We start from the raw sequence: 22,740 nt of genomic DNA, 5'->3' as shown, positions 1-22,740 counted from the left end.
AATTATAACCCTAAACTATCTTATAGGGATCATATGTCCACTACAAGAGACATAAAAGAATTCCATCAATCAATAAAGGGAACAGACAATGCACGCTTCAGCGAAACTGCCCTATTCATCAATACGCCGCTTTGCCGCCGCTCTCACGCTTTCGGCACTTGTGCCTGCCGCCAATGTGTGGGCCGAAGACCTCAATCTCGCCTACAGCTCGTCGGCGACATCCATGGACCCGCAATTCCACAATGCGAGCCAGAACATTGCCGTCTCGCGCAACATGTTCGAGACCCTGACCCAGATGGACCCCGATAGCCGGATCATCCCCAATCTGGCCGAATCCTGGACGAAGATCGACGACCTGACCTGGGAATTCAAACTGCGCCCCGCCAAGTTTCAGGACGGCAGCGATTTCACCGCCGAAGACGTCGCCTGGTCTCTCCAGCGCCCCAACACGATTGAAAACAGCCCGTCCAGCTTCGCGATCTACACACGCGCCATCACCAAGACCGAAGTGGTGGACCCGCACACCATCCGGCTGATCACCAAGACGCCTTATCCTTTGCTGCCCGCCGACCTCACCTCGGTGTTCATCGTCAGCAAGAAGGCGAGCGAAGGTATTACCAGCGAGAAATTCGCGACGCCTGAGCATATGATCGGCACCGGGCCATACAAGTTTGTGAAATACACACCTGACGACCGCGTCGTCATGACCCGCTTCGATGACTACTGGGGTGGCAAACCGGCCTGGGACAACGTCACCATCCGCTTCATGCCCAATGACGGTAGCCGCATGACGGCTCTGCTGTCTGGCGATGTCAACGCCATCGAAAATGTGCCGACACCTGACATCGAAAAGGTCAAAGCCAATCCCGATCTGGTCTACAGCGCCAAGAAGACACACCGCCTGATCTTCCTTTTCCTCGATAGCGGTCGTGATAGCTCACCGGGCGTAAAGGCTGCGGATGGTTCCGCCATTGCCAAAAACCCGCTGACGGATGTGCGCGTGCGCAAAGCCATCAACATGGCCATCGACCGCAAGGCGATCAGTGACCGTTTGATGATGGGCCTTGCCTATCCGACCAACAATCTCTCCACCGATCAGATGCTGGGCTTTGATCCTGCATTGGAGAATGTACCCTTCGACCAAGCCGCCGCCAAAAAGCTGCTGGCCGATGCCGGTTATCCCGATGGTTTCCGTCTGACGCTCGGCACGCCGAACAACCGCCTTTTGAACGATGAGCGCGTGGCGCAGGCCATTGCCCAGATGCTGACGCGTATCGGTATTCGCACCGATGTCGACGCTGTGCCCTTCTCTGCCATCAATACCAAGGGCAACAAGGGCGAGTTCTCAGCCGTCATGATGGGCTGGGGCGTTCAGACTGCCGAAGCTTCCTCCGGCATCCGAATGATGGTGGCGTGTCCCGACAAGGCCCGCGGCTGGGGTGTGGTGAACTGGAGCCATTATTGCAATCCGGCACTCACCGAACAGCTGGTGGCGCTGACATCGGAGATGGATGACGCCAAGCGCAACGATATGCTGAAGGCGGCAGTCCATACCGTCAATGACGACATGCCGATCGTGCCGCTTTATTTCCAGGGCATGACCTGGGCGGCCAAGAAGGGCACCAAGATCATTCCGCGCATGGATGAACGCACCTCGGCGCTCAGCTTCGAGCCCGCACAGTAAGCTGTATCACGGCGGATCGGCCTTACGCCGGTTCGCCCTCCCCAAATATAATCATGCGGTGCGCCACAGCGCCCTGCGTCAGCTATTTCGGTGGTCGAACAGATGGTAGCATATCTCATACGCAGGTTGGGACAATCCTGCCTGGTGCTTTTCACCATGGCGGTTCTCGTCTTTCTCGCGGTCTTCGCTCTCGGCAGTCCGGTGGACATGCTGGCCAGCCCCGATGCGGATCAGGCCGAGCGCGCAGCTCTTGCCGCCCGCTTCGGCCTCGACCAGCCCTTGCCGGTGCAATTCGTCAGCTTCATCACCAATGCTCTGCATGGTGACCTCGGGTCCTCCTTCGTCTACGGCAAATCGGCGCTGTCGGTAATCGGAGAGCGGTTGCCGGCAACGCTGGAGCTTGCAGTTCTGGCGCTCACCTTCTCGGTCCTCATCGGCGTGCCCCTCGGTGTCATTGCCGGCCTGCGGCCAAAGTCGATTGCGGCGCGCGCCATTATGTCCACCTCGATCTTCGGCTTCTCCCTGCCGAATTTCTGGATCGGCCTGATGATGATCCTGTTCTTCTCGGTCTATCTGGGCTGGTTGCCCGCAGGCGGGCGCGGACCCACCACCACCGTACTTGGAATGCAGCTGTCGATCTTCACCTGGGAAGGTCTGCGCCATCTCATCCTGCCATCGCTCACACTTGCGCTCTACAAGGCGTCGCTCGTCGTCAGGCTGTGTGAGGCTGGAACCCGCGAAGTCGTGACGCAGGAATATATCCGTTTTGCCCGCGCCAAGGGCCTTGGCCGCTTCCGCATCATCCGGCTGCATCTGTTGAAGAACATGATGATCCCGGTCGTGACCATCCTCGGCATGGAGTTCGGCGCGATGATCGCCTTTACCGTCGTCATCGAAACGGTCTTTGCCTTCCCCGGCATGGGCAAGCTGCTGATTGAATCGATCAACCGGCTCGATAGGCCCGTTGTCGTCGCCTACCTCATGGTCACCACGGTGATCTTCGTCGTCATCAATTTCATCGTCGATCTGCTGTATGTCGCGCTTGATCCGCGCGTCCGGCTCGGCGGGACAAGCGAGTAAGCCATGAGCAACATAGACGCCACCACGCCACCTCTCCCGGCAACCACCTCCAAGGGCGAAAAGCTGTTGCTGCGGCAACTGCGCGATCTCGTTTCCAGCACGGAAGCCGTGATCGGGCTGACCATTCTTCTGGTCCTGGCTTTCGTCGCAATCTTCGCACCACTGATCGCGCCGCAGAACCCTTATGATCTCATGCAACTCGACATCATGGACAACATGCTGCCACCGGGTTCGACCCTTGGAACCGGCATGACCGCATGGCTCGGAACCGATGATCAAGGCCGCGACATGCTCTCGGCCATCATGTACGGCATGCGCGTTTCGCTCGGCGTCGGCATCGCTTCGGTGGTCATTGCCAGCATCATCGGGGCACTGGTTGGAGTCCTCTCGGCCTATATTGGCGGACGTTTTGATGCGCTGGTGATGCGCATCGTCGATTTGCAGCTTTCCTTTCCCTCGATCCTGATTGCGCTGGTACTTCTGACGGTCTTCGGGCGCGGTCTGGACAAGGTCATCCTGTCCCTCGTCTTCGTGCAATGGGCCTATTATGCCAGAACGGTGCGCGGTTCGGCCTTGGTCGAAAAGAACAAGGATTACATCGCCGCCGCCCGCTGTCTTGAGATTTCGCAGTGGCGTATCCTCGTTCGCCACATGCTGCCGAACTGCATTCCGCCGCTCATCGTCGTTTCAACGGTTCAGGTGGCCCACGCCATCACGCTGGAATCGACACTGTCCTTCCTCGGCGTTGGCGTCCCTGTGACGCAGCCGTCGCTCGGAATGCTAATCGCCTCCGGCTATGACTTCCTGCTGTCAGGCAATTACTGGGTCTCGACCTATCCGGGCGTCGCCCTCGTCCTCATCGTCGTCGCCATCAATCTGGTCGGTGATCGCCTGCGGGCCGTGCTCAACCCGAGGTTCGTCCAATGATGCAGGTACAAACGAAAATGATGACACCTGCTCTGTCAGTCGAGAACCTCAGCGTCACCTTCCACACCCGCAAGGGCGTGGTGACGGCGGTCAACGATGTCAGTTTCCACGTCAATCCCGGCGAGGTGCTGGGGGTGGTGGGCGAATCCGGCTCCGGCAAATCCGTGACAGGTTTGGCCACTATGGGGCTGATCGATGAGCCCGGCAAGATTTCCGCCGGTGGGGTGATCCTTGAAGGTCGCAGCATTGCCGACATCAGCGATAGTGCCATGCGCGGCCTGCGCGGCAACCGCATCGCGATGATCTTTCAGGACCCGATCTCAACACTGAACCCGGTGTTGCGCATCGATACGCAGATCATCGAAGCGATCAACGCGCATGAGAAAGTCTCGAAAGCGGCGGCCCGCGCGCGTGCCATCGAGGCCTTGAAAGCCGTCGGCATTCCTTCGCCGGAATCTCGACTGGAAGCATACCCGCACCAGTTTTCCGGTGGCATGCGCCAGCGCGTGGCCATTGCCATTGCGCTGTTGCATCGTCCAGCGGTGCTGATTGCCGATGAGCCGACGACGGCGCTTGATGTCACCATTCAGGCTCAAATTCTGGGTGAGGTGCAGCGGCTGGCGGCTGAAAACGGGACTGCACTGGTGTGGATCACCCACGACCTTTCGGTGGTCGCCGGTCTCGCAGACCGCATCGCCGTCATGTATGCCGGTCGCATCGTCGAGACCGGAACGGTGGCCGAGGTGCTGACCGCGCCGCGCCACCATTACACCGCTGGTCTCATCGCATCGGTGCCCAGCCAGAACAAGCGCGGCCAACCGCTGGCGCAAATTCCGGGCTCCACGCCAAGTCTTGGCAATATGCCCACAGGTTGCGCCTTCCACCCGCGCTGTGCCGCCCACACGGAGATCTGTACGACGACACTTCCGCCCGTCGTCACCGATCCCTCCGGCCGCTTTGCACGCTGCCATCATCCGCGACAGGAGGCTTGAGACCATGCAGCCCATCCTTAAACTCGACGCCGTCTCGCGCCAGTTTCGCGGCACGCCGGATTTTGCCCAGCGCATCGTCGATTTCGTGACCCGCAAGAATTCCGAGCAGGTCGTACGCGCCGTCGATTGCATCAATCTCGATGTCAGCCCCGGCGAAATCGTCGGCCTCGTCGGCGAATCCGGCTGTGGCAAATCCACGCTCGCCCGCATCATCTCGGGCATTCTGGCTCCATCCCAGGGGAAAATCCTGCTGGAGGGCCGCGACTTTGCGACCATGTCCGAGGCGGAGCGCCGCAAGGCAAGCCTTTCCGTCCAGATGGTGTTTCAGGACGCGACCGCATCTCTCAACCCACGCAAGCGGGTGATGGAAACGATTGGGGAAGCCGCTGTCTTTCACGGCATCATCCGCGCCAGCGAAATGACGACTTACGTCAGCGACATCATGAAGCGCGTCGGTCTGGACCCCGCCAGCCGCGATCTCTATCCGCACCAGTTTTCCGGTGGCCAGCGGGCCCGTATCGGTATCGCGCGGGCGCTGGCCGTCAAGCCACGCATTCTCGTCTGTGACGAGTCGACCGCTGCACTCGACGTGTCCATTCAGGCCCAAATTCTCAACCTCTTCGTCGAGTTGAAGAAGGATCTGGATCTCACCTATATCTTCGTCAGCCACGATCTCGGCATGATCGAAAACTTCTGCGACCGCATCGCCGTCATGTATCTCGGCCGCATTGTTGAGCTGGCGGAAACCGAAACGCTCTTCGCCAACCCGCACCACCCCTATACGCGCGCGCTGCTGAAGGAAATTCCGACGCTGGAGCCGAAGAAGCGGGTTTTCACAGCCATCAAGGGCGAAATGCCATCCCCGCTCAACCCGCCATCGGGGTGCCATTTCCATCCACGCTGCGTGATTGCGAGGCCTCTTTGCTCGAATGACAGCCCGGCGCTGCGGCAGACCGATACCAATCGGTTTGCGGCTTGCCATTTCGCTGAGGATTTCAAGGCGAAGGAGTTGTCTGATGTTGTCTGATGGGCATTTGTTTTCGGCAATGGATGCTGGAGCGTGGGGTACCCCCCTCTGCCCTGCCGGGCATCTCCCCCACAGGTGGGGAGATCGGCAAGACGCACCGACATCACCGATTTATCGACCTACGAGATGGCCGACAGGCTGCCGCGAGTCGATCTCCCCCCTTGTGGGGGAGATGTCCGGCAGGACAGAGGCGGGTAAGCGGCACATCAAAACGCTCAATCGCGTAAGTTTTTCAGCGAGGGGAACCGATGTCCACCCCCACTGACGTCACCCGCCACCTCGCAGACCTCGTCGCTTTCCCAACCGTCAGCGCCGTTTCCAACCTCGCTTTGCTGGACCATCTCGAAACAGCCGTTGCGCCCTTCGGCGCAAGGCTGCGCCGCTTTCCCAATGCGGAAGGTGACAAGGCAAATCTTTTGGTCTCGATTGGCCCGGACGCCCCCGGCGGCATTGTCTTCAGCGGCCACACCGACGTCGTTCCCGTGGCTGGCCAAGCGTGGAGTGGCGATCCCTGGGTACTACGTCAGACAGGTTCGCGAGTCATCGGACGAGGCGCGACCGATATGAAAGGCTTTCTAGCTTGTTGCCTGACGGCCTTGCCCGCAATCGCTGCGCGACCCTTGAAACGCCCTGTCCATCTAGCTTTCTCCTACGATGAGGAAGTGGGCTGCACCGGCGTGGGCTCCATGGCCGAGTGGATCGGCAAAAGCGGGTTTGCGCCGCAAATGGCCATTATCGGTGAAGCAACGGCCATGGATGTCGTCTCCGCCCACAAAGGCGGCCTCATCGGCTGGGCGCGCTTGCGCGGCAAACCTGGGCACTCCTCGCAGCCGGATCGCTACGTCAATGCGGTGATGGCCGCTGCCGAGTTGATTTCCGAGATCAATAAAATCCACGCCGATATGCGCAGCGGACCGCAATTTGAGGGCCTTGATCCACCCTATTCCACCATTCAGGTCAACCAGATCAAAGGTGGGCTACATGGTAACATTGTGGCCGAGGCCTGCGACTTCTTCTGGGAGATGCGGATCATTCCGGGCGAGGACGATTATGCGGTTCTTGACCGCATCAAGCGTTACGCATCCGATGTCATCGAACCCGCCATGAAAGCGGTGGACCCGGAGTGCGGCATCAGCATCGAGGTTCAGGCCCGGATACCCGGCCTCAAACCCGAAGCCGAAACGTTGACACGCAAGGTGCTCGATCTCCTGAATAAGCCGTCGCCGCGCTACGTCTCCTACGGCACCGAGGCCGGTATCTTCCAGCTGGCAGGCACGCCGTCCTTCGTCGTCGGTCCAGGCGATATTGCCGACGCGCACCAGCCGGATGAAGGCATCGAAATCTCTGAACTGGAACGCTGCGTGGCCTTTCTCGACCGTCTCGGCGAAAGCTGCTGCCATGCGTAATCTCAAAATAAGGACCGAAGCATGAACCAGACCCTGTCATCGCGCGAGAATGCCATTGCCAAGGCACTCGATCAGCTCTCGGACGGCTCTTTCGAGGCCACCATGCGCCGCCGTGTGGCTATCCAGTCGGCCAGCCGTCTCAAGGAGCGCAAGGCCGATCTCGAACGCTATCTGAACGAAGAAATGCAGCCGCATTTCGAGCGCATGGGTTTCACGACGACCCTATTGCTTGATGATGCAGCACCCGGTCCGTTCCTGTTGGCGCAGCGCATCGAAAATCCTGATTTCCTCACGATCCTGCAATATGGCCACGGCGATGTCGTCGCCGGTCTGGATGGGCAGTGGGCGCAGGGCCTCACACCTTTCGAGATGACCGAGCGCGACGGCAACTGGTATGGGCGCGGCACCGCCGACAACAAGGGCCAGCATTCGATCAACATGGCGGCCATCGAGGCCGTGCTTGCGGCTCGTGGCTCCCTTGGCTTCAACCTCAAATACCTCATCGAAATGGGTGAAGAGTCCGGCTCACCGGGTCTTGATACCGTCTGCGAACGCAATCGCGATCTGCTGAAGGCAGATGTGCTGATCGCGTCTGACGGCCCGCGATTGGCACTCAATCAACCGACGATCTTTCTCGGCGCACGCGGTGGCCTATCCTTCCACATGGAGGTCAACGCCCGCGAAGACTTCCAGCATTCCGGCAACTGGGGCGGCCTTCTGGCCAACCCGGGCATCGAGCTTTGCCACGCCATAACCGAACTCGTCAGCCGCACCGGCCAGATCAAGGTGCCGGAAATGACGCCCGGCCATATTCCTGAAAACGTGCGCGCCGCACTCACGCGCTGCCATATCGCGCCGACAGCGGGCGATCCTTCCATCGAGGAATGGTGGGGCGAACCGGGGCTGACGTCTGAAGAAAAAGTCTTCGCCTGGTCGTCCTTCGAGGTGATGGAAATGGAATGCGGCAATCTAGCCCAGCCTCTTTACGCCATTCCGCCAAAGGCGCGCGCGCGCATGCAGCTGCGCTTTCCAGTCAATGTCGATTATGCGGCTGTGGTCCCGGCTGTTCGGCACGTATTGAAGGAAGCGGGCTATGACCGGGTCATCGTCACCGATCCATCCGACGCGATCTTTCCGGCCAGCCGTCTTGACCCGGATCATCCCTGGGTGCGCCGCGTCGCTGCCTCCATCGAAAAGACGGTCGGCACGCCACCCGCCATCCTGCCCAATCTCGGCGGCTCCCTGCCCAACAACATCTTCTCGGATCAGCTTGGCCTGCCGACGGTTTGGATTCCGCATTCCTACCCTGGCTGCCTGCAACACGCTGCCAACGAACATCTGCCCGTCAGCATCGTGCGCGAAGGCCTCGCGATCATGGCCGGGCTTTATCACGATCTGGGACAACCAAACCCATAACCACATTCCCCGATGAAACGGGGACACGTCACGAAAGGGAGAACCAACATGTCTTTCATGGACAGTCAGATTGCGGCGAAGAACCGCGCATTGACCGCTTTCAGCGGCATCCGGGACCAGATCAAGGATCTGCACACCGAAAATATCGCGGCCCTTGCGGTGCGGGCAGCCAAGCTCGAAGACGTCATTGCGCTCTGGTATGGCGAAGGCGATATGGTCACGCCGTCCTTCATCCGTGAAGCCGCCAAGAAGGCGCTGGATGACGGCGAGACCTTTTATGTGCCGGATATGCGCGGTACCAACAAGCTGAAGGCCGCACTCGGCGAGTACCAGTCGAAGCTGCACGGGCGCACTATCGATCTGGCCTGCACCACCGTCGCGCCGGGCGGTATGCAGGCGCTTTACATCGCCCTGGCGCTGATTGCCGAGGTCGGCACGAATGTCGTCTATGTCGCGCCGCAATGGCCCAATATTCACAACGCCATTCATTTGCTGGGTGCCGAGCCGCGCCCTGTCTCACTTGATTATGACAATGGCTGGCATCTGGATCTGGACAAGCTGTTTGCCTCATGCGACGCGCGCACCCGCGCCATCTTCCTTTCCACCCCTGCCAACCCAACGGGCTGGACGGCGACGGCAGAAGAAATGGCGGCGCTCTTAGAATTCAGCCGCCGCACCGGCATCTGGATCATCTCGGACGAGGTCTATGGACGGCTTTATTTCAAGGGCAATGTCGCGCCCTCCATGCTGCCCATCTCCGATGAGGAAGATCGCGTCATCACCATCAACAGCTTCTCCAAGGCCTGGGCCATGACCGGCTGGCGCGTGGGCTGGCTGACCCACCCGAAAAGCGTGGCAGATCAGGTGGCGGCGATGACGCAATATATCAATAGCGGCACGTCTCCCATCATTCAGGCAGGGGCGGTGGCTGCCATCGAGCAAGGTGAGCCACTCGTGGCCGACATTCGCGACCGTGTGAAAACCGGTTTGGATATCGTCTATGATGGCCTGTCGCAGATCAATTCCATCATCCTGCCCGAAAAGCCGCAAGGCGGCATGTATGCCTTCTTCAGCCTTGATGGCGTGCCGGATGCCCGTGAAGCCTGCACCATGATCCTCGAAAAGGCTCGCGTCGGACTCGCCCCCGGCCACCTCTTCGGCGAAACGTCCAATGGCTTCATCCGGCTCTGCGTGTTCCGCGATCATGCGCGCCTGAAGACCGCCGTAGAACGCATGGTCGAAGCATTGCGTTGACGAGACCAAAGGCTTGGCTGCGTTGCGCGTGGCCAAGCCAAGCAGACCGGAGGGAAGAGTGGCCATGGCGAGTGATTTTCTGGAAAACCTGAAAGCCGAACTCGGCTCCGACGTGGCGTTCGGTTCGGACATCCCGGCCCGGTTTCACACGGATTGGTCCGGGATGACGCCCGTTGTGCCATTGGCGCTGGTTCGCCCGCGAACCACGACACAGGTGTCGCAGACGCTCAAACTCTGCAATCAGTTCAAGATTCCCGTCACGCCGCAAGGTGGCCTGACGGGCCTTGCAGGTGGTGCGCGACCCATCGAAGGCGGCGTGGCGTTGTCGCTCGACCGGATGAATGCAATCGAAGAGATCGATATGGTCATGGCAACCATGACCGTCCAGGCGGGAGTGCCACTGGGTGCCGCACAGAAAGCTGCCGAGCATGCTGGCCTTTTCCTCGGTCTCGATCTCGGCGCCCGCGACAGCTGCGTCATCGGCGGCAACCTGGCCACCAATGCCGGGGGCAACCGCGTCATTCGCTTCGGCATGGCGCGGGAGCATGTGCTTGGGTTGGAGGCCGTTCTGCCGGATGGCACCATCGTCACGTCGCTCAACAAGATGCTGAAGAACAATGCGGGCTATGATCTCAAGCACATGTTCATCGGCTCGGAAGGAACACTCGGCATCATCACCCGTGCCGTCCTGCGGCTTCAGGCAAAGCCAGCCGATCTGGCGAGCGCCTTCTGCGGTTGCCCGGATTTTCCCTCGATGCTTGAATTGCTCAAGAGTGCACGCCAGCGGCTCGGTTCTGCGCTGACCTCGTTCGAAGTCATGTGGCCGAGCTTTTACGATTTCATGACCGGCAACCTGCCGCATCTGCGCCGCGCCTTCAACCAACCGCACGGTATCTATGTGCTGATCGAAGCGGCGGGTCGCGATGCCGATGATAATCGCACGTCTCTGGAGGAACTGCTTGGAGAGGCGCTCGAAGCGGGCTGCGTGTCCGACGCTATCCTGCCATCGTCTGAGCGAGAGGCTCAGTCTCTCTGGGCCGTGCGCGAAAGCGTGTCGGAATATGGCAAGTTGATGGGCCCAATGACAGCCTTTGATGTCGGCGTGCCAACCAGTGCAGCAGGCGAACTCGTGGATGAAATCGAAGCTGCGGTCCAGCACCGCTGGCCGGATGTAATCGGTCTGAGCTACGGCCATATCGGCGACAGCAACCTGCATTTCGTCTGCAACATTCCCTCTGCCGGGCAGCAACAGCCATACAAGGAGATTACCGAACTGGTCTTCAATTTCGTTGCGGCCAGAGGCGGCACCATCTCTGCCGAACACGGCATCGGTCTGTTGAAGAAGCCCTATCTGAACCTTTCCCGCACCCCGGAGGAACTGGCCCTAATGGTAACGATCAAGCGTGCGCTCGACCCCAACGGCATCATGAACCCGGGCAAAGTGTTCGACTACCCTCCTCCCTAACGCATCGTCCGTTTAGGCATCTAACCAAATTAGTTTAAACATAAACTATTTAATGAAATCGATTGTGTTTTTGTTGACAAGAGCGAGCGACAAACTTACTTTAACCTTCAAATAAATATCTGCCTCGACGCTTTAGTCGAAAACCGTGGAGGGTCACATGCGTATCGTCTGTGTTGGTGGAGGTCCTGCGGGACTGTATTTCGCACTGTTGATGAAGAAGCTGCATCCCGAGCACCAGGTGACGGTGGTGGAGCGCAACCGTCCCTATGACACGTTCGGCTGGGGCGTCGTCTTTTCCGATCAGACCATGGCGTCGATGCAGGTCTGGGATAAGGACAGTGCTGACGAAATCCAGCAGGCGTTCAACCACTGGGACGACATCGAGGTCCTGTTCAAGGGCACGCGCCAGCGCACCACCGGCCACGGTTTTGTCGGCATCGGTCGCAAGAAGCTGCTCAACATTCTTCAGGCACGCTGCGAAGCGCTGGGTGTCGAGCTTGTGTTTGAGACCGAAGTTCAAAGTGATCTGGATTATCCTGACGCCGATCTGCTGATCGTGTCGGATGGTCTCAACTCCAAAATCCGCAACAAGTATCAAGAGATTTTCGAGCCTGATCTCGTGGTACGGCCAAACCGTTACATCTGGCTTGGCACCAACAAGCTGTTCGACGCCTTCACCTTCGATTTCCGCAAGACGGATCACGGCTGGTTCCAGGCGCATATCTACAAGTTCGATGAGAACACTTCGACCTTCATCATCGAGACGACGGAAGAGTCCTATCAGGCCCACGGCCTCGGTGAGATGGACCAGCAGCAATCCATCGATTTCTGCCAGGACCTGTTTGCCGAGACGCTTGAGGGTTCGGAGCTGATGACCAACGCGCGCCACATGCGCGGCAGCGCGTGGCTCAACTTTACCCGGTTGATCTGCGGCAAGTGGAGCCATTTCAACGGCAACTCCCACGTGGTGCTGATGGGCGACGCCGCTCACACCGCCCATTTTGCCATCGGCTCCGGTACCAAGCTTGCCATCGATGACGCCATCGAACTGGCCAACCAGTTCAACAAGGCCGGTCATGGCAAGGACAGCATTCCGGATGTTCTGAAAACCTATGAGGATATTCGCCGCGTCGATGTGGCCCGTATTCAAAATGCGGCGCGCAATGCGATGGAATGGTTCGAAGTGGTGGGCCAGCGTTATGCCGATACGCTTCCGCCCGAACAGTTCATGTATTCCATGCTGACTCGCTCGCAGCGCATCAGCCACGAAAACCTGCGCCTGCGCGACAAGGATTGGCTGGAAGGCTACGAACATTGGTTTGCCCAGCAATCCGGTCTTCAGGTGAAGGACAATGAGCGGTGCCTGCCGCCGATGTTCACGCCCTATACGCTGCGCGGCACCACCCTTGCCAACCGCATCGTCGTGTCGCCCATGGCGATGTATTCGGCGACCGATGGTTTGATAGACGACTTCCACATGGTGCATCTGGGCGCGCGCGCCATGGGTGGCGCCGGTCTCGTCTTTGCCGAAATGACCTGCGTATCGCCCGATGCCCGCATCACCCCCGGTTGCCTTGGGCTGTGGAACGACGAGCAGATTGCCGGTTGGAAACGCTTCGTGGATTTTGCCCATGCCAACAGCGCCGCCAAGGTCGGCATTCAGCTGGGTCATGCCGGGCGCAAGGGTGCGACGAAACTGGCCTGGGAAGGCATCGACCAGCCGCTGGAAACCGGTGCTTGGCCGCTGTTCTCGGCGTCAGCCATACCCTATCTGAAACACAGTGTCGTTCCCGAGGCGATGGACCGGGCCGATATGGACCGCGTCAAGGCCGATTTCGTTGCCGCAACCAAGCGTGCGGCTGAAACCGGCGCGGACTGGCTGGAACTGCACTGCGCCCACGGTTATCTGCTGTCCAGCTTCCTGTCGCCGCTCACCAATCTGCGTGACGACGAATATGGTGGCAGCCACGAAAACATGGCGCGCTATCCGCTGGAAGTCTTTGCCGCGGTGCGTGCAGCCTGGCCCGAGGACAAGCCGATATCGGTTCGCCTGTCCTGCCATGACTGGGCCGAGGGCGGCAACACACCGGAGGATGCGGCCATCTATGCTCAAATGTTCAAGAATGCGGGTGCGGACCTGATCGACTGCTCGTCCGGTCAGGTGTCCAAGGAAGAAAAGCCCGTCTATGGCCGTCTGTTCCAGACGCCATTCTCGGACAAGATCCGCAACGAAATCGGCATTCCGACAATCGCCGTCGGTGCGATCTCGGAGGCCGACCACGCCAACTCCATCATCTCGGCAGGTCGTGCCGATCTATGTGCGGTGGCTCGTCCGCATCTTGCCGATCCATCCTGGGCTTTGCATGAGGCGGCCAAGATCGGCCTGAAATCCGTGGCGTGGCCGAAGCAATATATGTCGGCGAAAGCGCAATACGAAGCCAACCTCGACCGCGCAGCGGCGGCAAAGTGAGGTCGGCATGGTAACGCAGACCCTCGAAGGTCGCCATGCGCTGGTGACTGGTGCCGGAAGCGGCATCGGTGCGGCGATTGCCATGACGCTGGCCAAGGCCGGAGCGAAAGTCACGTTGGCCGGTCGCCGTCGCCAGCCACTAGAGGATGTGGCTGCTGCCATCGGTGGTAACTTTCTGGTTCTCGATGGTTTCGATGTCACCCAGCCGGACGCGATTGCCAAGGGCATGGAGACGGCGCGAGCAATATTCGGGCCGGTCTCTATTCTCGTCAACAATGCCGGGGAAGCGCCGAGTGCCTCCTTCGAGAAGACCACGCTCGACATGTGGAGCCATGTGCTGTCAGTCGATCTGACCGGCGTTTTCAACGTCACGCAGGCAACGCTTGCCGATCTGAAAACTCATGGCGCAGGCGCGCGCATCATCAACATCGCCTCCACGGCGGGTCTGACGGGTTACGCCTATGTCTCCGCCTATTGCGCCGCCAAGCATGGCGTCATCGGCATGACCCGCGCATTGGCGCTGGAACTGGCCAAAAAGGGCGTGACGGTCAACGCCGTCTGCCCTGGCTTTACCGATACGCCGATCATTCAGCGTTCGCTGGAGACCATCATGGAAAAGACCGGCCGCAGCCGCGATCACGCCTTGGCCGAGTTCACCAAGTCAAACCCGCAAGGACGCCTGATCCAGCCGCAGGAAGTGGCCGATACCGTGTTGTGGCTCGCCTCACCGGGGGCTGGTTCCATCACGGGCCAAGCCATTGCGGTTGCCGGTGGCGAAATCATGGCTGGTTGAGCGAGAAAGAAGCGAGAGGACATATGCCCTATACCCACTCCAAGCCGATGCGTTTTGGCGATTGCGACCTCACCGGGATCGCCTACCATCCGGCCTATCTATCCATGCTGGTCGATGTCAACGAGGCGATGTTCGCTTCCTTTGGCGTGACCTGGAAAGAGATCATGTTCGAGCGCAAGCTGGGCTTGCCGACCGTGACCATGAACCTCGAATTCAAAAAGCCCGCCGTCTACGGCGATGTGCTGGATTTTGCCGTCCATGTGCGCTCCATCGGTCGCGCCTCGCTCGATCTGGAAACCATCGTCACGGTGCGCGGTGACATCATCTGGACGGTGAGCCAGCGCATCGTGATGACGTCGCTTGAAGACCATAAATCCCATCCCTGGCCCGACGACATTCGCGCAGGCCTGACACGTTATCTGGAGCCAAGACATGATGCATGAAATCATCCAACCGGACGGTTGGGCAAAGCCCATCGGCTATTCCAACGGTATCAGCGCCCGTGGCCGCATCGTTCAGGTCGGCGGTCAGATCGGCTGGGATGCGCATTGCCAGTTCCATTCCGATGACTTTGTCGATCAGGTGCGCCAGACGCTTTTGAACATCGTCAGCGTGCTGGAAGCGGCCAATGCCAAGCCTGAGCATCTCATTCAGATGACATGGTATTTCACCGATCGCGAAGCCTACAAATCCCGCATGCGGGAAATCGGTGCGGTCTACCGCGAGATCATCGGTCGTCACTTTCCGCCTATGGCCGCCGTGCAGGTCGTGGCGTTGATGGAAGACCGCGCCAAGATCGAGATCCAGTCGCTTGCCGTCGTGCCGGACTGATTTCAAGTTCAAAGAGGAGGAGAATTCGATGACCAGCAAAGTCATGCCCGTGATTACCCGCAAGGGCGAGGAAGATACCGGCACCGGCCAGTCCGGCGGTTGCGTGCGCATTTCCGGCGTCAGCCCGCAGCATACACCCGCCACCAAAATCTGGTTCGGCAAGGTCTCCAACGACCCCGGCTATCGTTCCTTTCCCCATCACCATGGAGAGGCCGAAACCGGCGGTTACGTGCTAAATGGCAAGGCGCGCATCTATTTCGGCGAGAACTGGCAAGAGTTTCTCGACATGGAAGAGGGCGACTTCATCTTCGTGCCACCGAACTGGCCACATATCGAAGTCAACATGTCCACGACGGAAGAACTGGTCTGGCTGACGACCCGCACGCCCGACAACATCGTCGTCAATCTGCCCGACGTTGACGACAGCGTATTGGTTGGCTTCAGGAGAGCAGAATGAAACTGTTGAGACTAGGCGCGCTTGGCGCTGAAAAGCCAGCCCTTCTGGCTGACGATGGCACATTGCGCGATCTCTCAGGTATCATCACTGATATCGCAGACGAAACGCTGGGTGACGAAGCATTGAACCGCATCCGCACCATCGATCCGGCAAGCCTGCCGGTCGTTTCCGCTGATCGCGTCGGTGCCTGCGTCGGCAATGTCGGCAAGTTCATCTGCGTCGGGCTGAACTATGCCGACCATGCCAAGGAGACCGGCAAGGAGCCGCCCCCCGAGCCGATCCTGTTCATGAAGGCAACGACTGCTGTGGTCGGTCCCAATGACGATGTCGAAATACCCCGCACCTCCGCCAAGACCGACTGGGAGGTCGAGCTTGGCGTGGTCATCGGCAAACGCGCCAAATATGTCAGCGAAGCCGATGCGTTGTCCCATATCGCCGGTTATTGCGTGGTCAACGACGTGTCCGAGCGCGCCTTCCAGTCGGAACGCGGCGGGCAGTGGACCAAGGGCAAGAGCCATGACACCTTTGGTCCCATCGGCCCATGGCTGGTGACCCGTGATGAGGTTGCGGACCCGCAGAACCTGGCGCTGTGGCTCGATGTCGACGGCCAGCGCCGCCAGACCGGCAACACCTCCACCATGATCTTCGGTGTCGCCCATCTCGTCAGCTATATCAGCCAGTTCATGACGCTGATGCCGGGCGACGTCATCGCCACCGGCACGCCACCGGGCGTCGGCATGGGCATCAAGCCAACGCCGGTCTTCCTTCAGCCCGGTCAGGTCATGACGCTCGGCATCGAAGGCCTTGGCGAACAGCGCCAGACCACCATTACGGCGAGGGCTTAATCATGAGCGATCTCAAGGGCCGTCTGGCCATCGTCACCGGCGGTGCGCGCGGACAGGGCGAAGCCGAAGCGCGACTGTTTGCCTCCAAGGGTGCTACCGTCATCATCGCCGATGTGCTGGACGAGGAAGGTCGCGCCCTGGCGCAGGCCTTGCAGGATGACGGGTTTGAAGCCCGTTTCATCCATCTCGATGTCACCGATCCCGAAAGCTGGGCGGGCGTCATCGCTCTGGCCACCGAATGGAAGGGCCGCATCGACATTCTCGTCAACAATGCGGGCATCATCAACCGCTCGACGGTTGCGACGACAGGTCTGGAAGCATGGGAACGGGTGCTGAAGGTCAACCTGACCGGCGCATTTCTCGGCATACAGGCGGTCACCGACCGCATGGCGGAAGGTGGCGGCGGTTCCATCATCAACATCTCCTCCAATAGCGGCTTTTCCGGCCACTACGACCCGGCCTATACCGCCAGCAAATGGGGTCTGCGCGGCCTGACCCGCAGTGCGGCTATGGAGCTGGTTTCCAAGAACATCCGCGTCAACGCCGTCTGCCCCGGTCTCGTCGTCACCGGCCTCAACGCCAGCAGCCCGCATCTAAAGCCGATGATCGAGATGACGCCGATGAAGCGCAGCGGAAAACCGGAAGAGATTGCGGAGCTCGTCCTTTTCCTCGCCTCCGACGCATCCAGCTTCATGACCGGCGAAGACTTTGTCATCGATGGCGGCTTTACCGCAGGCGCCGCCTATCGGCGCGTCGCAGCCCAGACGAATATTTTCCCAAATTGAAATATGGCTGGCGGGAGATGCAAGCTCCCGCCGGTTTACCTCAAATATCGTGCCTGCGAATATTCTTGAGAATTTTGTGAAGCGTGCCGAGGAAGACGCGATATTCGTCGTCGTCGATATCTTTGAACATGCGGCGCAGATCATCATACATGATCGGCCAGACGTCCTCGAACATCGCCCTGCCCTCGTCCGTGATGGTCACATCTCGAACCCGCATATCATCCGGTCTGGGCGTGCGCCTGATAAGTCCCTGCTCTTCGAGAGCGTCAACTGTCCGGCTCATGGTCGACTGTTCGATGACCGTGTAGATAGACAACTCGTTGATCGTCAGCGACGCGGAAACATTCAGCACGGCAAGCGCCCGCATCTTGACGGTGGTAATATCTCGGGCCTTCAAATCTTCCGAAAGATTGGCATTCCACCGGGCCATGATCCGGTTCATGATATAGGGCGCGAAATTGTTCAGGCCGATTTCGCCAAGGCTTGGAATCCGGCTCTCCTGTTTACCGGGGTTTTCGAGAACCGCGCCGGAAAATCCGTTTTCCATACTTGTCGTCCTTACATCATTTCAGAAGGCAGCCTTCGCCAAGGGCGTCTCTGGTTTTCACAGAAGCGGATCGAACTCGCTTCTGTGGAAACGTGGTGCGCCAATGGCCTTGCCCACACGACAAGGCCATTGGCTTTGTATCGTCTCAGACGATCAGAGCAAGAGCGCGCACAGGTGAGCCCGTGCCTTTTACGAGTTTGAGCGGTGCAGCGATCAGAATAGCGCCCTTGGGCGGCAGCTGATCCAGATGGCACAGGCTGGCCAGACCATATTTGTTGGCCTTGTGCATCAGGTTGTGCGCTGGGAACGGCGGGGTCATGCCACCGGCAGAACCGGCATCCGTGCCGATGGTTTCCTGGCCCCAGCCGATGATGCCCTTCGACAGTAGATACTCGATGGCTTCCGCCGTCGGGCCGGGAGAATGAGGACCATTTTCATCGGCATTCAGGAAGGTTTCCGTCGAGCCGTTGCGCTTGTACCAATCGGTGCGCAGCAGCACCCATGTGCCAGCTTCGATCTCGCCGTGTTCGGCTTCCCATTCCTTGATGCTGTCAACGGTCAGCAGATAATCTGGATTTTCAGCCGATTCCTTCGAGCGGTCGATGACGTTCACGGGCGCTACGAAGTTCTGTGGCGCGATGGTATCTGTGGTGTTGGACGGATTGTCCTTGCCGGTGATCCAGTGGCTTGGCGCATCGAAGTGGGTGCCGGTATGCTCGCCCAGTTCCAGCCAGTTCCAGGCCCAGAACGGTCCGTCCTGATCATAGGCGGAAATGGTGTGAACCTTCACATTCGGCGTGTTCTTGCCGAACTGTGGCGGCAGATAAAGCACGGGCGTGTCAGGTCCCAGTGGCGCAGTCAGATCCACGACCTTGATGGAGCCCGTCAGCAGGCCGGTTGCGAGTGCCGAAATGGTGGATGTATCTGTCATTCCATGTTCCCCTTTTTATCGCGCTGTTCGAACACGTTATCGGTGCTGCAACAGGCGGATGCGAATGATGGAAGGGAGCGTATGGGCAAAAAATCGATTGCGCAAGAATTTTGTTGAAGCTTAAATTATTTAAGGTCGTGAGCCTCTTCAAGCCATCCAATGCCCTGTGAAAATTGCTTGCGGATGAGCGGACGACGTACGAGCAAACAGATGATGCCGGTCCCTATGGCTTTTACTGGCCAATTTTCCTTTGTGCTGATATTGGCCTTATTCTTCGAACGTTCAAACATATTGCCGTGATTGCAATGGATAATGTTCGGGACGTGGTGGCTTGCAAGGGATAGGTTTATGTCGGCGATTGATCTCGAAATTATCATGAACGAGACGCAGGAGGGCAAGAAGCAGGAGCTTCGCCTCTGGCTGCGCTTGCTGTCCACCACCAAGCTGATCTCCCAGGAAATCCGCCGCCGTTTGCGCCGCGAATTCGGGGCAACGCTGCCGCAATTCGACCTGCTCTCGCAGCTCTATCGCGAGCCCGAGGGCCTGCGCCTTGGCGAGCTTTCCAAGCGTACCATGGTGACGAATGGCAACATTACCGGCTTGGTAGAGCGACTGGAAATCGACGGCCTCGTGGTCCGCGAAAGACCGGCCGATGACCGCCGCGTCATCGTCGCCTGCCTGACGGAGAAGGGCCGCACGACCTTCGAAGCGATGGCAGAGGCGCATGGCAGCTGGCTTGAGGACATGATGGGTGACGTCGATCCCATCGTCATTTCCGGCCTCCTGACCCACGTCGGTCAGGTCAAGCAGTCTGCACGCAATCACCTTTCTGGCGACGAAAGAGACGAGATCTAGTCGGGCTTAATCCAATCCCAGCTTGGCCAGATGCTTCAATGGCACAGGCCGTATCGGCGCTTGTGCGGTGAATTGACCGACGGACTCGACGGGAAGATTGCATCGGTCCGCCACTCTCATCGCAACGGACAATTGGCAGTAGCGCCCCTGGCACGGTCCCATTCCGGTTCGGCATCCGAGTTTGACCGCATTGACCGATGTCACGAAGGGCGACTGTTTCAGGAATGCATCGACCTCTTTCGATGCCACCTCCTCGCAGCGGCACAGTATCGTCTCATCATCCGCCAGAGATGCCAGGAGTGTGAGGTTCGGCGCGAAACTTTGCGACATCGTCGTCGCAAATGTGTCCGTACTGGAAACTGCCGCTTTGGCGTCCCGTATAGCCTTTGACGCAGGATCGCTGCCTTTGACCGCAGCACCTATCGTCAACCCTGCGAGCTTGCCCTGAAGAAACGCGCGTCTGGCACCGCCGATGCCGGCTGGCTCACCCGCCACATAGATATCGGTTCGGGACGTTTGCATGTCGTCATCATGGCCGACCACCCAGCCGCCGCGATCTGGCGCCCAATGGACTGCGCATCCCGCCTGCCGGGCAAGTTCGGTGCTGGCGAGCAGGCCGTAGCCGATTGCAACACCATCGATACCGTCGATAGTTCGCTCAGTGCCCTTTTCAAGCTTTCCATCCCCATCGACGCTTTGCAGAACCACCCGCGCGACACCCTCTTCCGTTCCCTCCGCACGGCGGACGCTCGTGGAGAAGGAGAGCGGAACTTTATGGCGGCGCAACGCCAACAGACTGCGCATGAGATCAGCCACCACGCGACCCTGCCCCGGCAGCGCGGGGATGGCGCGGAGCATTTCACTGAGCCCGGGGAATGGACGCGCAATCGCCACTTCCGCAATCTCCGCCCCGGCTTTCAAAAGCTGTTCGGCGAGCACGAAAATCAGCGGATGCGAGCCTGCCAGAACATAGCGTTTTGCGGAGAGAACGTGCTGACTTTTGAGCAACGTCTGAACGCCCCCTGCCGCCATGACGCCGGGAAGTGTCCAGCCGGGAAAGGCCACCGGCATATCGTGAGCGCCGGTTGCGATCAGCAATGCCTTGCTGCGCAACATCAAGCCACCGTCCTGCGATGACAGACCAAGCGCGACACCCCGTCCGCCGTCGCGAGGCTCGAACACGCCCCAGGCCGTCGTCCCAAGTTGAAAGCGGATTCGGGAATCGCCGCGCGCTTGCTCTAGAAGCTTGGTGCCAAAGGGATAGCTGCGAAAGGCGCTGCTGGGAGCAGCTTTAAAACTGCGGGGCGGCTGGCGAAATATCTGGCCGCCTATCTCCGGCTGCTCATCGATAACAACGACACTGAGGCCTTGGTCACTGGCTGCGAGTGCCGCCGCAAGACCCGCCGGGCCAGCGCCGACGATTGCCAGATCAATGGTTCGGAGCTCAGACATTTTCCAACTCCACGACCATATCGGCCCGCACGGGGATGAGGCAGCTGCGCTGCCCGCTCTGGCCATCGACCGTTACCAGACAATCGAAGCACACGCCCATATTGCAATAAGGCGCTCTGAGTGCCCCACTTTGCGTGCGGCGAAAGCCGCTATGCCCGCTTGCCATCAGTGCTGCCGCAAGGCTTTCGCCCGGATGGGCAAGAGTTGGTTTGCCGTTGACGGTGATGGAGACCGCGGGCGGGCGGTGCAAATCTTTGCTTTCGGGAAGACGACGCGGGTCAGACAAGGGTGAGACTCCCGAAACGGCCAGGGCTGAACCGGCGAACATCCAGAATGGGTAGCTTGCCGCAAATGGCGTCGGCCAGCAGACGCGCATAGGTCAGGCCCAGCGTAAAAGCGGAGCCGCCCGTCGCGATGAAAAGGCCGGGCGCCTTGGGAATTTCGCCCAGCAGCGGCAATTGATCGGCAATCAGCGAGGTCATGCCCGTCCACACGCGCATCACCTGTAACGCTTCCAGCTTCGGCACGACGGAGGCGGCAGCGGCCATGTTGCCTGCCAGTGATGTGAGTTGCAGCGCGGGCCGTGCGTCGAGATCGATGACACCACCGACATGGCGCAGTTGTGCGGGCCATCCGCCGCCGATCAGCACCTGCCCTTCCGGTGTCTGCTTCAGCGATAAACGTCGCCCAGCATGCTGAACCAGATGCGGAATGAGAGGCTTCGTGCGCATCGTGACCGTCATTGTCAGCCCCACCGGGCTGACAGGCATCTGCATGCCCGCCATTGCCGCCACCCGGCCCGACCATCCGCCTGCGGTAATGGCGACGGTTTTGGCCTGGATCAACCGACCGTCCTTCAGTCTCGCATGCCAAACATCGCCATGCCGCGACAGCTCCAGCACTTCGCAGCCCGTCTCGATCTGCACGCCCGCTTTAATCGCAGCTCTGGCAAAGGCAAGTGTCGTTTGCTTCGGATCGGCCTTTCCCTCGCCCTTGCAATGGGCAGCGGCCACGACGGCTGGTCCCAGATAAGGCGCGAGGCCATCCAGCTCAGACCGGCCCAGCAATTCGACATCGAGTCCCGATGCGCGCTCCAGCGTGGCTTTCTGTTCCAGCACGGCGACCTGCTCCGCCGTCTCGGCAACCATGAGGCCGCCCGTTCGCTTCACGCCAACCGGCGCGCCGAGCTCCGCTTCAACATTGCCCCATCGCGCCATGGCGTCCAGATGCAACGGCATGGCTTCCGCAGCTTTGCGCGCTGCATCCGCACCATTCTCGATCATTCTATATTCGAGCTGAAAATGCAGGCTTCCGGCGTTCTGGCTGGATGCAACGCCGTTGATCTGGCCTTTCTCGACCAGCAGAACCGACAGTCCTTCCGTGGCCAGATTGAATGCCGTGGCCGAACCCAACAGGCCGCCGCCGATGATGAGGCAATCAATCGTCATGGCGCCGGTGAGACCACAGGCATGATGTTCAACCATATTTGGGGCAAGTATTTCACCTTTCGAGATTGTGACGAG

At 59.5% G+C, this 22,740-nt stretch carries 22 protein-coding genes; 17 read left to right on the top strand and 5 right to left on the bottom strand.

Going from position 1 to position 22,740, the window contains the following annotated elements:
- Window positions 1-88: 88 nt before the first annotated feature.
- The 16 genes from RRU01S_RS05135 to RRU01S_RS05060 all read left to right on the top strand — a co-directional run bounded on the left by RRU01S_RS05135 (window position 89) and on the right by RRU01S_RS05060 (window position 17,432).
- Window positions 89-1,684: an ABC transporter substrate-binding protein gene (locus RRU01S_RS05135; RefSeq protein ID WP_045229179.1), complete on the top strand. Its 1,596-nt coding sequence runs from the start codon at window positions 89-91 to the stop codon at window positions 1,682-1,684.
- Between the two features lie 102 nt (window positions 1,685-1,786).
- Window positions 1,787-2,764 carry an ABC transporter permease gene (locus RRU01S_RS05130; RefSeq protein WP_045229178.1) on the top strand — a complete coding sequence of 326 codons (978 nt, stop codon included), beginning with the start codon at window positions 1,787-1,789 and terminating at the stop codon, window positions 2,762-2,764.
- A gap of 3 nt (window positions 2,765-2,767) precedes the next feature.
- Window positions 2,768-3,691 carry an ABC transporter permease gene (locus RRU01S_RS05125; RefSeq protein ID WP_045229177.1) on the top strand — a complete coding sequence of 308 codons (924 nt, stop codon included), beginning with the start codon at window positions 2,768-2,770 and terminating at the stop codon, window positions 3,689-3,691.
- Between the two features lie 20 nt (window positions 3,692-3,711).
- Window positions 3,712-4,683 (top strand): ABC transporter ATP-binding protein, encoded by a 972-nt coding sequence (locus RRU01S_RS05120; protein WP_209806546.1) that lies wholly within the window; start codon window positions 3,712-3,714, stop codon window positions 4,681-4,683.
- 4 nt (window positions 4,684-4,687) lie between these two features.
- Window positions 4,688-5,710, top strand: a complete 1,023-nt coding sequence (locus RRU01S_RS05115) for an ABC transporter ATP-binding protein (RefSeq protein WP_052815972.1) — start codon at window positions 4,688-4,690, stop codon at window positions 5,708-5,710.
- A gap of 248 nt (window positions 5,711-5,958) precedes the next feature.
- Complete coding sequence (argE, locus tag RRU01S_RS05110) at window positions 5,959-7,116, top strand: acetylornithine deacetylase (RefSeq protein ID WP_045229175.1); 1,158 nt, start codon at window positions 5,959-5,961, stop codon at window positions 7,114-7,116.
- A gap of 21 nt (window positions 7,117-7,137) precedes the next feature.
- Window positions 7,138-8,532 carry a M20 family metallopeptidase gene (locus RRU01S_RS05105; RefSeq protein ID WP_045229174.1) on the top strand — a complete coding sequence of 465 codons (1,395 nt, stop codon included), beginning with the start codon at window positions 7,138-7,140 and terminating at the stop codon, window positions 8,530-8,532.
- A 48-nt stretch (window positions 8,533-8,580) separates the two neighbouring features.
- A complete protein-coding gene (locus RRU01S_RS05100) occupies window positions 8,581-9,786 on the top strand; it encodes a pyridoxal phosphate-dependent aminotransferase (protein ID WP_045229173.1) in 1,206 nt (401 codons plus the stop codon).
- 64 nt (window positions 9,787-9,850) lie between these two features.
- Complete coding sequence (locus RRU01S_RS05095) at window positions 9,851-11,251, top strand: FAD-binding oxidoreductase (RefSeq protein ID WP_045229607.1); 1,401 nt, start codon at window positions 9,851-9,853, stop codon at window positions 11,249-11,251.
- Between the two features lie 157 nt (window positions 11,252-11,408).
- Window positions 11,409-13,721 carry a bifunctional salicylyl-CoA 5-hydroxylase/oxidoreductase gene (locus RRU01S_RS05090; protein WP_045229172.1) on the top strand — a complete coding sequence of 771 codons (2,313 nt, stop codon included), beginning with the start codon at window positions 11,409-11,411 and terminating at the stop codon, window positions 13,719-13,721.
- Window positions 13,722-13,728: 7 nt separating this feature from the next.
- A complete protein-coding gene (locus RRU01S_RS05085) occupies window positions 13,729-14,514 on the top strand; it encodes an SDR family NAD(P)-dependent oxidoreductase (protein ID WP_045229171.1) in 786 nt (261 codons plus the stop codon).
- A 23-nt stretch (window positions 14,515-14,537) separates the two neighbouring features.
- Window positions 14,538-14,957 carry an acyl-CoA thioesterase gene (locus RRU01S_RS05080; RefSeq protein WP_045229170.1) on the top strand — a complete coding sequence of 140 codons (420 nt, stop codon included), beginning with the start codon at window positions 14,538-14,540 and terminating at the stop codon, window positions 14,955-14,957.
- Window positions 14,950-15,345, top strand: coding sequence for a RidA family protein (locus RRU01S_RS05075; protein ID WP_045229606.1), 396 nt, complete (start codon window positions 14,950-14,952; stop codon window positions 15,343-15,345). The genes RRU01S_RS05080 and RRU01S_RS05075 overlap by 8 nt, the downstream gene beginning before the upstream one ends.
- A gap of 28 nt (window positions 15,346-15,373) precedes the next feature.
- A complete protein-coding gene (locus RRU01S_RS05070) occupies window positions 15,374-15,802 on the top strand; it encodes a cupin domain-containing protein (RefSeq protein WP_045229169.1) in 429 nt (142 codons plus the stop codon).
- The gene (locus RRU01S_RS05065; protein WP_045229168.1) at window positions 15,799-16,647 is read left to right on the top strand and encodes a fumarylacetoacetate hydrolase family protein; all 849 of its coding nucleotides are present in this window, start codon (window positions 15,799-15,801) and stop codon (window positions 16,645-16,647) included. Before RRU01S_RS05070 ends, RRU01S_RS05065 begins: the two co-directional genes overlap by 4 nt.
- 2 nt (window positions 16,648-16,649) lie before the next feature.
- The gene (locus RRU01S_RS05060; protein WP_045229167.1) at window positions 16,650-17,432 is read left to right on the top strand and encodes an SDR family NAD(P)-dependent oxidoreductase; all 783 of its coding nucleotides are present in this window, start codon (window positions 16,650-16,652) and stop codon (window positions 17,430-17,432) included.
- Window positions 17,433-17,472: 40 nt separating this feature from the next.
- Here the strand turns inward: RRU01S_RS05060 and RRU01S_RS05055 are convergent, their stop codons facing one another.
- Both RRU01S_RS05055 and RRU01S_RS05050 read right to left on the bottom strand, forming a co-directional pair.
- The gene (locus RRU01S_RS05055) at window positions 17,473-17,979 is read right to left on the bottom strand and encodes a MarR family winged helix-turn-helix transcriptional regulator (RefSeq protein WP_045229166.1); all 507 of its coding nucleotides are present in this window, start codon (window positions 17,977-17,979) and stop codon (window positions 17,473-17,475) included.
- 145 nt (window positions 17,980-18,124) lie between these two features.
- Window positions 18,125-18,910 (bottom strand): cyclase family protein, encoded by a 786-nt coding sequence (locus tag RRU01S_RS05050; protein ID WP_045229165.1) that lies wholly within the window; start codon window positions 18,908-18,910, stop codon window positions 18,125-18,127.
- Window positions 18,911-19,258: 348 nt separating this feature from the next.
- Between RRU01S_RS05050 and RRU01S_RS05045 the strand changes: the two genes are divergently transcribed.
- Complete coding sequence (locus tag RRU01S_RS05045) at window positions 19,259-19,765, top strand: MarR family winged helix-turn-helix transcriptional regulator (protein ID WP_045229164.1); 507 nt, start codon at window positions 19,259-19,261, stop codon at window positions 19,763-19,765.
- A 6-nt stretch (window positions 19,766-19,771) separates the two neighbouring features.
- On the opposite strand, the gene RRU01S_RS05040 is transcribed toward RRU01S_RS05045, so the two are convergent.
- From RRU01S_RS05040 to RRU01S_RS05030, 3 genes are read right to left on the bottom strand one after another with little or no spacing between them, the layout of a single operon-like run.
- Window positions 19,772-21,217, bottom strand: a complete 1,446-nt coding sequence (locus RRU01S_RS05040; RefSeq protein WP_045229163.1) for an FAD/NAD(P)-dependent oxidoreductase — start codon at window positions 21,215-21,217, stop codon at window positions 19,772-19,774.
- On the bottom strand, window positions 21,210-21,503 hold the full coding sequence (locus tag RRU01S_RS05035) for a (2Fe-2S)-binding protein (RefSeq protein ID WP_052815970.1): 294 nt from the start codon (window positions 21,501-21,503) through the stop codon (window positions 21,210-21,212). Before RRU01S_RS05035 ends, RRU01S_RS05040 begins: the two co-directional genes overlap by 8 nt.
- Complete coding sequence (locus RRU01S_RS05030) at window positions 21,496-22,701, bottom strand: NAD(P)/FAD-dependent oxidoreductase (RefSeq protein ID WP_234936098.1); 1,206 nt, start codon at window positions 22,699-22,701, stop codon at window positions 21,496-21,498. The genes RRU01S_RS05035 and RRU01S_RS05030 overlap by 8 nt, the downstream gene beginning before the upstream one ends.
- Window positions 22,702-22,740: the final 39 nt, after the last annotated feature.

Origin of the sequence: Agrobacterium rubi TR3 = NBRC 13261, from assembly GCF_000739935.1 — a bacterium.
In the GTDB taxonomy this organism is placed as follows: Bacteria; Pseudomonadota; Alphaproteobacteria; order Rhizobiales; family Rhizobiaceae; genus Agrobacterium; species Agrobacterium rubi.
The sequence above is the reverse complement of the archived record's forward strand: the minus strand, read 5'-3'. Positions and strand labels throughout refer to the sequence as shown.